11 protein-coding genes and 1 other RNA gene are annotated in these 13,211 nt (G+C 65.8%); 7 read left to right on the top strand and 5 right to left on the bottom strand.

What is annotated here, in order from left to right; genetic code table 11:
• Positions 1-4: 4 nt before the first annotated feature.
• Together NQK35_RS02755 and NQK35_RS02760 are read right to left on the bottom strand one after the other, a co-directional pair.
• Positions 5-1,339 carry an alpha-L-fucosidase gene (locus NQK35_RS02755; protein WP_257114483.1) on the bottom strand — a complete coding sequence of 445 codons (1,335 nt, stop codon included), beginning with the start codon at positions 1,337-1,339 and terminating at the stop codon, positions 5-7.
• A gap of 79 nt (positions 1,340-1,418) precedes the next feature.
• Positions 1,419-2,231 (bottom strand): YaaA family protein, encoded by an 813-nt coding sequence (locus NQK35_RS02760; RefSeq protein WP_257114484.1) that lies wholly within the window; start codon positions 2,229-2,231, stop codon positions 1,419-1,421.
• A gap of 52 nt (positions 2,232-2,283) precedes the next feature.
• Between NQK35_RS02760 and rnpB the strand changes: the two genes are divergently transcribed.
• An RNA gene (gene rnpB / locus NQK35_RS02765) (RNase P RNA component class A) lies at positions 2,284-2,650 on the top strand.
• A 50-nt stretch (positions 2,651-2,700) separates the two neighbouring features.
• Here the strand turns inward: rnpB and ppgK are convergent.
• The 3 genes from ppgK to panB form a co-directional block, all read right to left on the bottom strand.
• Positions 2,701-3,453, bottom strand: a complete 753-nt coding sequence (gene ppgK, locus NQK35_RS02770) for a polyphosphate--glucose phosphotransferase (RefSeq protein ID WP_009211854.1) — start codon at positions 3,451-3,453, stop codon at positions 2,701-2,703.
• A 132-nt stretch (positions 3,454-3,585) separates the two neighbouring features.
• On the bottom strand, positions 3,586-4,470 hold the full coding sequence (map, locus tag NQK35_RS02775) for a type I methionyl aminopeptidase (RefSeq protein WP_257114486.1): 885 nt from the start codon (positions 4,468-4,470) through the stop codon (positions 3,586-3,588).
• A gap of 10 nt (positions 4,471-4,480) precedes the next feature.
• Positions 4,481-5,338, bottom strand: a complete 858-nt coding sequence (panB, locus tag NQK35_RS02780) for a 3-methyl-2-oxobutanoate hydroxymethyltransferase (RefSeq protein WP_009211852.1) — start codon at positions 5,336-5,338, stop codon at positions 4,481-4,483.
• 171 nt (positions 5,339-5,509) lie between these two features.
• On the opposite strand from panB, the gene pheS reads away from it, so the two are divergent.
• The 6 genes from pheS (at position 5,510) to NQK35_RS02810 (ending at position 13,189) form a co-directional block, all read left to right on the top strand.
• A complete protein-coding gene (gene pheS, locus NQK35_RS02785; RefSeq protein WP_048743414.1) occupies positions 5,510-6,595 on the top strand; it encodes a phenylalanine--tRNA ligase subunit alpha in 1,086 nt (361 codons plus the stop codon).
• 1 nt (position 6,596) lies between these two features.
• Positions 6,597-9,245, top strand: a complete 2,649-nt coding sequence (gene pheT / locus NQK35_RS02790; protein ID WP_257114487.1) for a phenylalanine--tRNA ligase subunit beta — start codon at positions 6,597-6,599, stop codon at positions 9,243-9,245.
• Positions 9,246-9,346: 101 nt separating this feature from the next.
• Complete coding sequence (locus NQK35_RS02795) at positions 9,347-9,835, top strand: flavodoxin domain-containing protein (RefSeq protein ID WP_009211848.1); 489 nt, start codon at positions 9,347-9,349, stop codon at positions 9,833-9,835.
• A 91-nt stretch (positions 9,836-9,926) separates the two neighbouring features.
• Positions 9,927-10,448, top strand: a complete 522-nt coding sequence (argR, locus tag NQK35_RS02800) for an arginine repressor (RefSeq protein ID WP_009211847.1) — start codon at positions 9,927-9,929, stop codon at positions 10,446-10,448.
• Positions 10,449-10,511: 63 nt separating this feature from the next.
• Complete coding sequence (locus tag NQK35_RS02805; protein WP_009211846.1) at positions 10,512-11,732, top strand: argininosuccinate synthase; 1,221 nt, start codon at positions 10,512-10,514, stop codon at positions 11,730-11,732.
• A 98-nt stretch (positions 11,733-11,830) separates the two neighbouring features.
• The gene (locus NQK35_RS02810) at positions 11,831-13,189 is read left to right on the top strand and encodes an O-antigen ligase family protein (RefSeq protein ID WP_257114488.1); all 1,359 of its coding nucleotides are present in this window, start codon (positions 11,831-11,833) and stop codon (positions 13,187-13,189) included.
• The last annotated feature ends 22 nt before the right edge of the window (positions 13,190-13,211 follow it).

A 13,211-nucleotide genomic window follows, 5' to 3' on the forward strand; every position in this document is an offset into this window, starting at 1 on the left:
ACCCTCACGCCCGCACGGCGTAGGCGTCGGCCAGGTGGAATCCCCGCCTGCTCGCCACCACCGCGATCCGCAGGACCCGCGCCTCGACGGGGGAGGGAAGCGTCACGATGCGGCGGTAGCCCACCGAGTGGACGCGGGCGATCTCTGACTCCTCGCCGGCCTCGGTGAGAGCACAGATGATGGCCTCGTCGATGCGCTGCCCCCGAGCGATGTCCTCCTCCAGGACCACGGCACTCACGCGCTCATTGGCGGCAAAACGCAGCGTCACGACCTCGTCGTCCTTGCGCTCGGCCTCGATACGGCGCGAACGGAAGTCAGCGATGCGGGCGCCCAATTGGGCGAGGACCTCAACGTCGGCGTCGGCCAGCAACCCGTGACGATTCGGCGGAACGTTGAGAAGGAAGGTCGCGTTGCCGCCGACGGACCCCAGCCAAATCGAGAACAGCTCGTCAACGCCACGCACCTGTGTGTCCTCGGCCTCATGGTGGAACCAGCCCTTGCGGGTGGAAGTGTTGACCTCGGCCGGATACCAGGCGAGCGGGCCGTCGTAGTCGGCCAGCGCCTTGCGCGAACCCAGGTCCTCGTCCGCGGATGCCACCTGGCGAGAGAACTCGCCGTCGTCAACCTTCTGGGAGTTCTCAGCCGTGCGCTCGGCCTCGCGCAGCGACGCGGGGACCACCGACCACTCGTTCGCGCGGACGCTTCCCGCCTCGTTACCGCACCAGCGCACGTCCGGACCGCACACGGAGATCACGGCCTCGGGCGCGAGCGCGCGAACCGTGTCGTAGATGCGCTGCCAGTCGTAGGCCTGGACCTTGCCGTTGGGGCCCTCCCCGCACGCACCGTCAAGCCACACGGAGAACACGGGACCGTAGTGGGTGAGGAGCTCAACGAGCTGATTGAAGTAGAAGTCGTTGTAGGCCCGGCCCTGCCCGTAGGTCTGCTCCGTCATGTCCCACGGAGACAGGTAGATGCCGAACTTCAATCCGTGGCGCGCCGCGGAGTCCGAGACCTCACGGACGAGGTCGCCGCGTCCCTCGCGCCACGGCGAGGATGCCACGGTGTGTGTGGTGTAGGCCGAGGGCCACAGGCAAAAGCCGTCGTGGTGCTTGCACGTGAGAATCACGCCGGTCATGCCCGCGCTCACGAGGGCACGCATCCACTGGTCAACGTCGACGCGATCCGGGTTGAACAGCGACGGGTCCTCGTGGCCCTCACCCCACTCGCGGTCGGTCATCGTGTTCATGCCGAAGTGAATGAACGCGTACATCTCCATCTTCTGCCACTCGAGCTGGCGATGGGTTGGCCGGATGTTGGCCAGGTAGTCCTCGTTGATCATGCCTATGGTTTCCGCTTCATGGCCGACGAATCAGCCGGGCCTGCACCCTGCAGGTTCCGGAAAAAGGATAGCGTAACGATCAGTTCGTGACCAACGTAACTCTGCGCGTTGATCCGCCCTGCTTCGTGGCCTTCTCCCGACCAAACTCCACGTCGATGACCCGATGCGTGACGCCGTGGGCGTCAACCAGCTCCACCGCCCGCGCGGAGTCCGAAATCGCCCGCTCGCAGTACGTTGTCTCCCACGTGTCCCAGCCGCCGCCGGACAGGAGAGCGCCCGTGAGCGCGCCGCGCCATCGTTTCGCGTCGTGGGAGATGACGGCGCGTGTCCCCGCCCGCTCTCGTTCCACCCGCAGCTCCCACACGCGTGCCCAGGTGGCCTTGCACGCGGCGCGGTAGGGGCCCGAGCGTGCGTCGAGGATGACGCGAGAGGCGGCCTCGTCGCGCAAGACACGATCGAGGCGAGGCGCCCACCAGGAGGAGAGTCGACCTAGCCCGGGCAAGGACACCCCCATTGCGAGCCGGTGGTCGGGGACCGGGTCGCTGGGGGCCAAGACCCCGAAGAGCCCCGAGAAGATAGCGATGTTCTCGGCACCGACGCCCGACAGCACCCCGGGCGCGGCGGACTCAATCGCCTCGAAGAGGACGCCGGTGAAGAGCCGGGATGCCGGGGCGCACGGCGCGCTTTCCAACGCGGTATTAGCCCCCAGATCGATCTTCGGACCGACCCCGAGGACGCGGGCGGCGTCCGGGCCCGAACCGAGAGCCCCGAGGCTGCGGCAGACCGTGAGGCGATCTGCCGTCAGGTCTGGGCGGGACAAAGACCGGACGGCCAAGGCGCGTCCCGAGGCCGGGGCATTCTTACCCTCCGATGGAGGCAACCACATGAGCATGCCGACAGCCTATCGCGCTGGCAGGGTGGGCGCGTTAGAATCTGACAACGGATCGGTCGGCCGGGCGGCCGCGCGCGGAAACGCTCGAGGAACGTCCGGGCTCCGAAGGGCAGGGTGATGGCTAACAGCCACCCGGGGTAACCCGCGGGACAGTGCCACAGAAAACAAACCACCGTCGCGTTGCGTGGCGGTAAGGGTGAAAAGGTGAGGTAAGAGCTCACCAGCGGCGCGGGTGACTGCGTCGGCTTGGTAAACCCCACCCGGAGCAAGACCGAGCAGCAGGTAGGGCGGCCCGTCCAATGCCTGCGGGTAGGTTGCTGGAGACCGTCGGCAACGACGGCCCTAGATAGATGGTCGCCGCCGCGCTTGTCCGGAGACGGGGCGCGGGACAGAACCCGGCGTACAGGCCGACCGATCCGGGAAGGCCCCCAACGCTTGCGTTGGGGGCCTTCCCGTACACGTGCCGGACCTAGGCGCGGTTCGTGGCGGCGTAGTAGGCGGCGCCAACGATGCCCGCCGTGTTGAGTAGCTTCGCCGGGATCATCGGCGTCTTGAGCGACAGGAGGGGCATGAACTTGTCGTGGTTCTCCGACACCCCGCCGCCGACGACGAAGAGATCCGGATTGAGCAGGAACTCAACGTGGCTGTAGTAGCGCTGCAGGCGGGCCGCCCATTCCTCCCAGCCCAGGCCCTGCGCGGTCTTCTGGCCAGAAGAGGCCATCTTCTCGGCGTCGTGTCCGTCGATCTCGAGGTGCCCCAGCTCGGTGTTCGTCAGCAGCGTTCCGTTGACGATGATCGCCGATCCGATGCCTGTGCCCTGCGTCGTAAAGACAATGACCCCGTCGCGGCCCTTCGCCGCCCCGTAGGTGACCTCGGCGATGCCCGCCGCATCCGCGTCGTTCAATGCAACGACGGGGCGCCCCAGGTGAGTCGCCATGAGGGCGCGAACGTCGACGTTGACCCACGACTGATCAAGGTTCGCCATGTAGGGGATAACACCGTCGAAGACGGGCGCGGGAAAGGTGACCCCGACGGGCACGTCGGGACCCACCCCCAGTCGGTCAATGACCGTGCGGCACACGGCCGCCACGGCGTCCGGCGTCGCCGGATCGGGCGTGGGAATACGAACCTGATCGCCAACGTATTCGCCTGATTCCAGATCAACGAGCGCGCCTTTGACGCCCGATCCTCCAATGTCAATGCCGCATGCAACCGTGGTCATGACCCCTCCTTGGGTGACGTGTGTGCCGTCCGGTACGAGGCCTCCCCCCGCCCTACCGCAATTGTAGGCGAGGTCACCGAATGAGGCTCGGCCCGTGCCGCACTGTGAGAGCGAGCCGCGCGCCGTGCGTGGCTAGGGGAGGGTGAGGATGTCGGCACCCTCCTCGGTCACCACGATCGTGTGCTCGAATTGGGCGGTGCGGGAGCGGTCGGCGGTGACGATAGTCCAGCCGTCGTCCCACTGCTCCCACTCGATGGTGCCCAGGGTGAGCATCGGTTCGATGGTAAACACCATGCCCGGTTCCATGATCGTGTCGTAGGAGGGAGCCGCATCGTAGTGAGGAACGATGAGGCCGGAGTGGAAGGCCTCTCCCACGCCGTGGCCGGTGTAGTCGCGCACGACTCCGTAGTCGAAGCGCTTGGCGTAGGCCTCGATGACGCGGCCGATGACGTTGATCTCACGGCCCGGGCGAACCGCCTTGATCCCACGCATGAGCGCGTTGCGCGTGCGTTCGATGAGGAGGTGGGACTCTGCGTCGACGGTGCCGACCTCGAACATGGCGCAGGTGTCTCCGTGGACGCCGTCCTTGTAGGCGGTGATGTCGATGTTGATGATGTCCCCGTCTCGCAGGGGACGGTCGTCGGGGATGCCGTGGCAGATCACCTCGTTGATCGAGGAACAGATCGCCTTGGGGAAGCCCATGTATCCCAGGCACGACGGGTAGGCGTCGCGAGCGATGATGTACTCGTGAGCGATCCGGTCGAGCTCGTCCGTCGTGACGCCGGGGGCGATAGCCGCCGCGACCGCGTCGATCGCGCCGGCCGCGATGCGTCCGGCTTCGCGGATCCGAGCGACGGTGCGAGGGGATTTCACGTCCGAGGCCGTGACTCGTTCGGGGCCGTCGTGGAACATGTACTCGGGGCGTTCGATATGCTCGGGAACCGCCCGCATCGGTGAGACCCTTCCGGGCGTGAGCGTTCCCAGCGGTGCGCGGCGTGCCAGCGCTGATGCTTCCATTGGTATCGTCCTAATCGTTCTTGTAGTTGTCGGGTCCCGGGAACTTCCGGGCGCGCACGGCTGCCACGTAGTCGCTCGCCGCGTCGCGAAGCGCCGGCCCGAGCTGGCCGAACTTGTGCACAAAGGAGGGCACCCACTGCGAGTAGCCCGCCATGTCGGACCAGACAAGAACCTGACCGTCGGTATCCGGTCCCGCCCCGATGCCGATTGTGGGGATTGCCGCCGCTTGGGTGATCTCCCGCGCGACCGAGGCGGGCACCATCTCCAGGACGAGTGCGAAGGCGCCGGCCTCCTCGACCGCCTTCGCGTCTGTGCGCAGAGGTTGCGCGCCATCTCCGCGTCCCTGCATGCGAGGCCCACCCAGGGTGTTCTCGGACTGCGGGGTGTAGCCCAGGTGGGCGCACACGGGAATTCCGGCGGCGACCAGGGCGGAAATAATGTGCGCTCGCTTCTGGCCCCCCTCGAGCTTGACGGCATGCGCCCCCGCCTTCATGAGGCGGGCTGCGGACGCAAACGCGTGCTCTGGAGTGTCTTCATAGGTGCCGAACGGTAGGTCCGCGATGATCATCGCGCGCGAGGTAGAACGGGCGACGGCTGCCGTCGTGCGCTCCATGTCCTCGAGCGTGACGGGGAGGGTGGAGGAATGACCGAGCATGACGTTGCCGAGAGAGTCTCCGACGAGCAACATGTCGACTCCCGCCGCCTCCAGGATGGGCGCGGTGAGCGAGTCGTAGGCCGTGAGCATCGTGAGGGGAATGCCCTCGGCCTTCGCGCGAGCGATGTGCTGGACGCGCACGCGCTTGGCAGGCAGGGCACAGGGAGTCGGAGACGAGTCGGTGGCGTCCTCTGGTGGCGTGACGTGAGACATGAGTATCCTCCCGTGAGACGGCGGTTGCGCATCAGCGCATTCACGTCCTACAGCGTAGCGCGATGGCGGACCCGGTGAGCTGTGAGGACGGGCGAACGGGTAAGATGGGGCGCGGTGCGCGTGAGAGCTACGCGGACATGACCCCAGTTGGACAGAAGAAGGAAGCAGGACATGGCTGGCAGTGCCCCTGACCTTGATCCTCTTGACGAGGCAGCTGTCGAGGCGCTTCGCGTGCAGGGCCTGGTCGATATTGAAGCAGCCGACTCGTTGGACGCCCTGAAGGCGGTGCGGGTGGCCCTCCTCGGAGATCAAGCCCCACTCGTGAGCGCGAACCGCACGATCGGAACGCTCGACCCGTCCAAGCGCGGCATCGCCGGCAAGAACCTTGGGCAGGCTCGCAAGGCACTGACGGAGGCGCTTGAGGAACGCAAGGCCGAGCTCGCCGCGGCCCTCGAGGCGCGCATGCTGGTGGAGGAGGCCGTCGACGTGACGCTTCCGACGCAGCGCTCCACCCAGGGGGCGCGACACCCCCTCGAGACGCTCATGGAGGAGGTCGCCGACTTTTTTGTCGGCATGGGCTGGGACATCGCCGAAGGCCCGGAGATCGAGCACGAATGGTTCAACTTTGATTCGCTCAACTTCGACATCGACCATCCGGCTCGCCAGATGCAGGACACGCTCTACATCGACGGACGAAGCATCGGTGGGGAGCGCGAGGACTCCGGCCACCTCGTCATGCGTACGCACACGTCGCCCGTCCAGTCTCACGCCATGCTCTCCCGCGGCGTTCCGCTCTACGTTGCCTGCCCGGGCAAGGTATTTCGTTCTGACGCGCTGGATGCGACCCACACGCCCGTGTTCCACCAGGTGGAGGGACTCGCCGTGGACAGGGGGCTGACGATGGCCCACCTCAAGGGGGTCCTCGATCATTTCGCCCGGGCGATGTTCGGACCCGAGGCGAAGACGCGCCTGCGCCCCTCGTACTTTCCTTTCACCGAGCCCAGCGCCGAGATGGACCTGTGGTTTCCGCAGAAGAAGGGAGGCCCGGGCTGGATCGAATGGGGTGGTTGCGGCATGGTCAACCCGAACGTGTTGCGCGCCAACGGTGTTGATCCCGAGGTCTATACGGGATTTGCCTTCGGAATGGGACTCGAGCGCACGCTGATGCTCCGTCACGGCATCGCGGACATGCACGACATCGTCGAGGGAGACGTGCGTTTCTCCCTGCAGTTTGGATGCAACGGAAGGGGTAACTGACATGCCTATGGTGACGCTGAGCTGGCTCGCTGACCACGTGGATGTCGCCGAAGGAACGGACGCCGAGGCGCTGGCTGCGGCGCTTGTCAAGGTCGGCCTGGAAGAGGAGGAGATCCACCCCGCTCAGGTGGTTGGACCGCTCGTCGTTGGTCGCGTCCTTGCGCGCACGGAGGAGACCGCCTCGAACGGCAAGGTCGTGAACTACTGCCGAGTGGACGTCGGCGAGTACAACGATGCCCCCGGAACTGGCAAAGAACCCTCGGACCTTCCCAGCCGCGGAATCATCTGCGGTGCCCACAACTTCGACGTCGGTGACCTGGTTGTCGTCTCGCTGCCCGGCGCGGTTCTTCCGGGCAACTTTCAGATTGCCGCGCGCAAAACGTACGGGCACGTCTCGGATGGAATGATCTGCTCGGCCCGCGAACTCGGCCTGGGCGAGGACCACTCGGGCATCATCGTCCTGCCGGAGTTCTTCCCCGATCGCGAGATTCCGCCGGTGGGTACCGACATCGTCTCCTGGCTCGGCTTGGGCGAGGAGGTCCTGGAGATCAACGTGACGCCGGATCGGGGCTACTGTTTCTCGATGCGCGGAATCGCCAGAGAGTACTCGCACGCGACGGGCGCCGCGTTCAGGGACCCGGGGCTTCCCGGCGTCATCGCCTCGTGCCCGCCCGTAGCCAACGACGAGGGGTTCCCGGTCGTCTTCTGCGATGACGCTCCGATCCGCGCACGCCTCGGCGTCGACCGCTTCGTTGCCCGCGTGGTGCGCGGGACGAATCCGTCGGCTTCCACGCCCCGGTGGATGGTGGAACGCCTGGAAGCGGCAGGAATGCGCTCGGTCTCCCTGGCCGTCGATATCACGAACTACGTGATGCTGGACCTGGGTCAGCCGATGCACGCCTACGACCTGGGTGCGCTGGCAGCGCCGATCGTCGTGCGCCGCGCGCGAGCGGGCGAGACCCTGGTGACCCTGGACGAGGAGAAACGTGAGCTGGACGAGCAGGACTTGCTCATCACGGACTCTCCGCACGCACAGGGCTCTCGGATCATCGGGATTGCCGGCGTCATGGGAGGTGCGTACTCCGAGGTGGGCGAGAGCACCACGGACATTCTCTTCGAGGCCGCACACTTTGACGCCGTGTCCATCGCGCGCAGCTCGCGCAGGCACAAGCTGCACTCCGAGGCGGCCAAGCGCTTCGAGCGGGGAACCGACCCCGCCCTGCCGGCGCTCGCCGCGCAGCGCGCCGTTGAGCTCATGATTCGCTACGGCGGTGGGAACGTCGATCCGGGAGTTACCGACAACGACCAGCGCCCCGATCCGGTACGCATTGTGTTGCCCATGGGCGAGGCCGAGCGCCTGACCGGTGTGTCGCACAGCCCGGAGCGCATCGCCGAACTCTTGAGGGCGGTGGGGTGCGTCGTCGATGAGCCCCGGGATGGAGCGATCAAGGTCACCGCCCCGTCGTGGCGTCCGGATCTGACGATGCCGGCTGACCTCGTCGAGGAGATCGCCCGCCTTGACGGCTACGACAAGATCCCCGTGATTCTGCCGAGCGCCCCCGCCGGTATCGGCCTCACGCTCGCCCAGAAGGCCCGGCGTCTGAGCGCCGCGGCGCTGGCGGAGGGAGGGCTCGTGGAGGTCGAGTCCTATCCCTTTGTCTGCGACACGTGGGATCGTCAGGGCATCGCCTCTTCCGACCCCCGCCGGAGCGCCCTGCGTTTGCGTAACCCCATGGCCGACGATTCTCCGTGGCTGCGCACCTCGGTGCTCGATACGCTGCTGGACGTCGCGGGCCGTAACGTCGCTCGCTCGAACGCGGACGTGGCCATCTTCGAGGTGGCGAAGGTCGCCCAACCGCAGGGAACGGTGCCCGCCGAGCTGCCCGGCGCCGACCAGCGTCCCTCGGATGAGGTTCTTGCCGCGCTCGAGGCGGGAATTCCCGCTCAGCCGTGGCACATCGGCGGGGTTCTGACCGGGAATGCGCAGCGCTCCGGGGTGCTCTCCCAGGCACGCGCATTCGATTGGGCGGACGCCCTGGAGTATGTTCGCTCCGTGGCACGCGGGCTTGGCGTGCGTGTCGAGGTGACGCGCGCGTGGGTGGAGTCTCCGGCCGCGCACAAGGGAGCCCCGATGCCGACTCCGGCCACCGATCCCGCGCGGGTCGCGCCTTTCCACCCCGGCAGGGTTGCGCGCGTCTTTGTTCGCGCGGGCCGTGACCTGGTCGATGTGGCGCTTGCAGGTGAGCTCTCTCCGGCCGCCTGTCGCGCGTTCGGCCTGCCCGCCCGCTCCTGCGCTTTCGAGATCGATATGGATGCCCTCATCGGGCAGATGTCGACCGAACCAGTTCAGGTCAAGGGGGTGTCCACGTACCCTCTCGCCAAGGAAGACATTGCGCTCGTCGTCCCGGCCGACATTCCCGTCGCGCGCGTTGAGCAGGTGGTCCGTCAGGGCGCGGCGCCGCTGGCCGAGGCGGTGACTCTCTTCGACATGTACGAGGGGGACCAGGTCCCGTCCGGTTATCGTTCGCTCGCCTTCGCCGTGCGTTTGCGAGCATCGGATCACACGCTCACCGCCAAGGAGTCGGCGCAGGTGCGCGAGCGTGTCGTGGCGAAGGCCTCGAAGGTTCTCGGAGCCTCTCTGCGCGCCTGACCGCCGCGCCGCGAATGACCGGTCGAATCTCACGTGTGGTGCCCCACTCATTGGGGTGTTGCGTGCGAGGTTTCGGCCGGTCTTCGCACTACCATGAGAGCATGCACATCCTTGTTACTGCAGCATCCAAGCACGGGGCGACGGATGATGTCGCCGACGCCATCGCCAAGAGGCTTCAAGAATCGGGTATGACGGTCGATCGCATCGCCCCCTCCGAGGTCGCTACGGTCGCCCCCTACGATGCCGTGATCGTCGGCTCGGCGGTGTACATTCTCCAGTGGATGCCTGAGGCCCACGACTTCATGGAGCGTTTCGGTGATGACCTGCAGGGCAAGCCGGTGTGGGCATTTTCGGTCGGCATGAACGGAGTTCCGAAGCATGCGCCGCAGGATCCAACGCGCGTGGGCCCGCTGCTGACCCACGTCAACTGTCGCGATCTGCGGACCTTTCCCGGCCGCTACAAGCCTTCCTTGCTGTCGCTGCGTGAGCGCTCGGTGGCCCGTCTCGCCGGTGTTGTCGAGGGCGACTTCCGCGATTGGGAGGCCATTGACCAGTGGACCGACGGCATTATTGCGGAGCTGTCGGCCTGAGTGCATCACGGGCAGACGCGGGCGGGCACCCACGGTGCCCACCCGCATTTTTCGCACGCTCGCGCAGGGATATGCATCTGGATGTATAGTCATGCATATGACTGTCACGGTAGCTTTTCCCGGCACAAAGAGTGCCAGGCACGAGATGATCCGCGATCTTCTCGCCACCGAATCAATCGGGAGCCAGGAGGGCCTGCGCAGCCGTCTCGCTGAGCGAGGCATCGAGGTGACGCAGACGACGCTTTCGCGCGACCTCATGGACCTGCGCGCCACGAAAATCCGCGACTCCTCCGGCGCCCTCATCTACACGGTCCCCGACCACGATGGAGGGGCAACCCACGACGGGGAAGCCGCGAACGTGCGCCTCGCACGCTGGTGTCAGCTCCTACTTGTCACCTCCGTCAAAGTCGGTAACCAGCTCGTTCTGCGCACGCAGGTGGGCGCCGCCAATCTTTTGGCGTCCTCGATCGATGCCGCACGCAAGGACGAGATTGCCGGAACCATCGCCGGCGACGACACAATCCTCGTCATCTGCCGCAGCGAATCCGCTGCCGCCGACGTCGAACGCATGCTCCTGGCTCTCGCCGAACCCGGCGCCCTCCCCGACAACTAGTCACCGCCTCGCCGACCAGAGTTCGGCCTAGGCCCACACACCCAACAACTGGAAGGAACCCACATGTCGAGTAAAGACCGCGTCGTCCTGGCATACTCAGGAGGACTGGACACCTCGGTCGCGATCGGATGGATCGGCGAACAGACCGGCCGCGAGGTTGTGGCCGTCGCCGTCGACGTCGGCCAGGGCGGTGAGGACCTCGAGGTGATTCGCCAGCGTGCCCTCGATTGCGGCGCGGTCGAAGCCTACGTTGCCGATGCTCGCGACGAGTTCGCATCCGAGTACTGCATGCCCGCCCTCAAGGCCAACGCCCTCTACGAGGGTAAGTACCCTCTCGTGTCTGCGCTATCGCGCCCGGTGATCGTCAAGCACCTGGTCAAGGCTGCGCGCGAGTTCGGCGCGACAACCGTCGCGCACGGATGCACGGGCAAGGGCAACGATCAGGTGCGTTTCGAGGTGTCCATTACCTCGATGGCGCCGGACATGGACTGTATCTCCCCGGTCCGCGATCTTGCGCTTACCCGCGACGTCGCGATCGACTACGCCGAGAAACACAACTTGCCCATCGAAACAACGAAGCACAACCCCTTCTCGATCGACCAAAACGTCTGGGGCCGCGCCATCGAAACGGGCTTCCTCGAGGACCTGTGGAACTCGCCGACCAAGGACGTCTACGTCTACACCGACGATCCGACGTATCCGCCGCTGCCCGACGAGGTTGTCATCACCTTCGATAAGGGTATCCCCGTGGCCATCGATGGGCGCCCGGTGAGCCCGCTGGAGGCGATCCAGGAGATGAACCGTCGGGCGGGGGCTCAGGGCATTGGCCGCATCGACATGGTGGAGGACCGCCTCGTGGGCATCAAGTCGCGCGAGATATACGAGGCGCCGGGGGCCGTTGCGCTGATCGAGGCTCACCAGGCCCTCGAGGCGGTCACCCTCGAGCGCCTGCAGCACCGCTACAAGCGCCAGCTCGAGCAGACCTGGGGCGAATTGGTGTACGAAGCGCAGTGGTACTCGCCGCTGAAGAAGTCGCTGGACGCCTTCATCGAGCACACTCAGGAATACGTGAGCGGCGATATTCGCATGGTGCTGCACGGCGGCCGAGCCACCGTGAACGGGCGTCGCTCCGAGGCTTCCCTCTACGACTTCAACCTGGCAACCTATGAGACGGGCGACACGTTCGACCAGTCCTCGTCGAGGGGCTTCATCGACATCTACGGCATGCAATCGAAGTTGGCTGCCGCACGCGACGTGCGTTTCGGAGTCAACATGGGCTACTGAGACTTTGCTGAGGGCGTTCTCACAGGGAATGTTTCAGTTGGGTTTCAAGAGGTGGGAGCGCCGGGAATGGCGCTCCCACCTCGCATAGTGTGTCGTGTATGACCTACGAAGCGAGCGCTGCGATCGATGCCACCGCAGACACCGACCGGGGGGATGCCCTACGCGCCCGGATGATGCGCTATACGGTCGCGGGCATGTTCTTTGTGGGCTTCGCGGGCAAGGGGGTGCGGGGGATCTTCGGAGACATCGGTTCGCTGGTTCCCATGCTGATCCTCCTCGCTTTTTTCGTCGTGCTCTTTCGAGTCTCGGGCCGTTCCCTGAAGCTGCGGCGTTTTCCAACCACGATATGCCTCTTCGTCGCCTGGTGTGCCCTGACGTGTGCGTGGTCGGCGTCGCCGCTGCTCAGCCTCGAGTATTCGGCGATCCAAGTGTCGTTGACACTCGTGTCGATCGCCATAGCCGTGGCGCTCGACCTCGTCTCCCTCGTCGAGTCGTTGATCCTTGCCCTGCAATGGATCATCGGATCATCCTTCATACTCGAGGCCATCGTCGCCCTCACGGGGCAGGGCCCGCTCGCGCCTCCGACCTATTGGGGCAGAGGAACGCTGCCGGCCTCGTACTACTGGGTCGAGGGACGTCTTCTTATCGGCGGACCGATTCAAGGATTTCCGGGCAATCGAAATCCGCTGGCCTTCGTCGCTCTCCTTCTCGCCGTATGCCTCATCCTGCGCTACATGCAGACCCGCTGCGCCCGGACCGCGACCGTCTTCTGGCTTGCTGCTTGCGGGGCGGTCCTCCTGCTCACGCAGTCAGCGACGGTCGCCCTGTCGACCGTCGGCTGCTTCCTGGTGATCGTTGGGCTCGTCGTTCAGCGCCGCGTCCCCGTTCGCTGGCGTCTGCGAGTGATCGGGGCTTTCACCGCAGTAGGTATCGCGGCCGCTGTCGGAGCGTTCTTCGCCAGGCACATGATCGCCGACGCTTTTGGACGTAGCCCGGACATGAGCGGGCGTTCTATCATCTGGCGTCGCGCCGCCGCCCTGATCGCCGAGCATCCCATCGGGGGGTGGGGCTGGTTCATCGGGTGGCCCACGTCGATTGAGCCCTTCTCCTCGCTCGTGATCCGAAACGACGGCACCGCGACCAACCAGGCGCACAACGTCTACGTCGAGGCCGCGTTGACCACGGGTTTCGTTGGAGCCGCGATCATCACCGGAGCGATCGTATGGACCCTGTTTCGCGTCGTCAAGGTCGCCGTCGCTCACATCGACGACAATCTGTGGGACGTCATCCCGGCCGTGCTGATGATCGCGATGTTCATTCAGTCTTTCACCGAGTCGCGGCTCCTCTTCGAAGGCAACTGGATGCTCTTCGTCGTCATCGCCACGTGGGTCAAGGTTCGGGGCGAGGTGCCTCTCGTGTGGCCATCGGCGGCACGCCAGCATCTCGAATACTCTTAGACGTACGCGCGACGCACAACGC

The organism is Schaalia odontolytica (assembly GCF_024584435.1).
Lineage (GTDB): Bacteria > Actinomycetota > Actinomycetes > Actinomycetales > Actinomycetaceae > Pauljensenia.

Coding starts and splice junctions, on each gene's coding strand:
- pheS (WP_048743414.1), top strand. CDS start 5,510: ATGGCTGGCAGTGCCCCTGACCTTGATCCTCTTGACGAGGCAGCTGTC.
- panB (WP_009211852.1), bottom strand. CDS start 5,338: ATGTCTCACGTCACGCCACCAGAGGACGCCACCGACTCGTCTCCGACT.
- pheT (WP_257114487.1), top strand. CDS start 6,597: ATGCCTATGGTGACGCTGAGCTGGCTCGCTGACCACGTGGATGTCGCC.
- map (WP_257114486.1), bottom strand. CDS start 4,470: ATGGAAGCATCAGCGCTGGCACGCCGCGCACCGCTGGGAACGCTCACG.
- NQK35_RS02810 (WP_257114488.1), top strand. CDS start 11,831: ATGACCTACGAAGCGAGCGCTGCGATCGATGCCACCGCAGACACCGAC.
- NQK35_RS02755 (WP_257114483.1), bottom strand. CDS start 1,339: ATGATCAACGAGGACTACCTGGCCAACATCCGGCCAACCCATCGCCAG.
- NQK35_RS02760 (WP_257114484.1), bottom strand. CDS start 2,231: ATGCTCATGTGGTTGCCTCCATCGGAGGGTAAGAATGCCCCGGCCTCG.
- ppgK (WP_009211854.1), bottom strand. CDS start 3,453: ATGACCACGGTTGCATGCGGCATTGACATTGGAGGATCGGGCGTCAAA.
- argR (WP_009211847.1), top strand. CDS start 9,927: ATGCATATGACTGTCACGGTAGCTTTTCCCGGCACAAAGAGTGCCAGG.
- NQK35_RS02795 (WP_009211848.1), top strand. CDS start 9,347: ATGCACATCCTTGTTACTGCAGCATCCAAGCACGGGGCGACGGATGAT.
- NQK35_RS02805 (WP_009211846.1), top strand. CDS start 10,512: ATGTCGAGTAAAGACCGCGTCGTCCTGGCATACTCAGGAGGACTGGAC.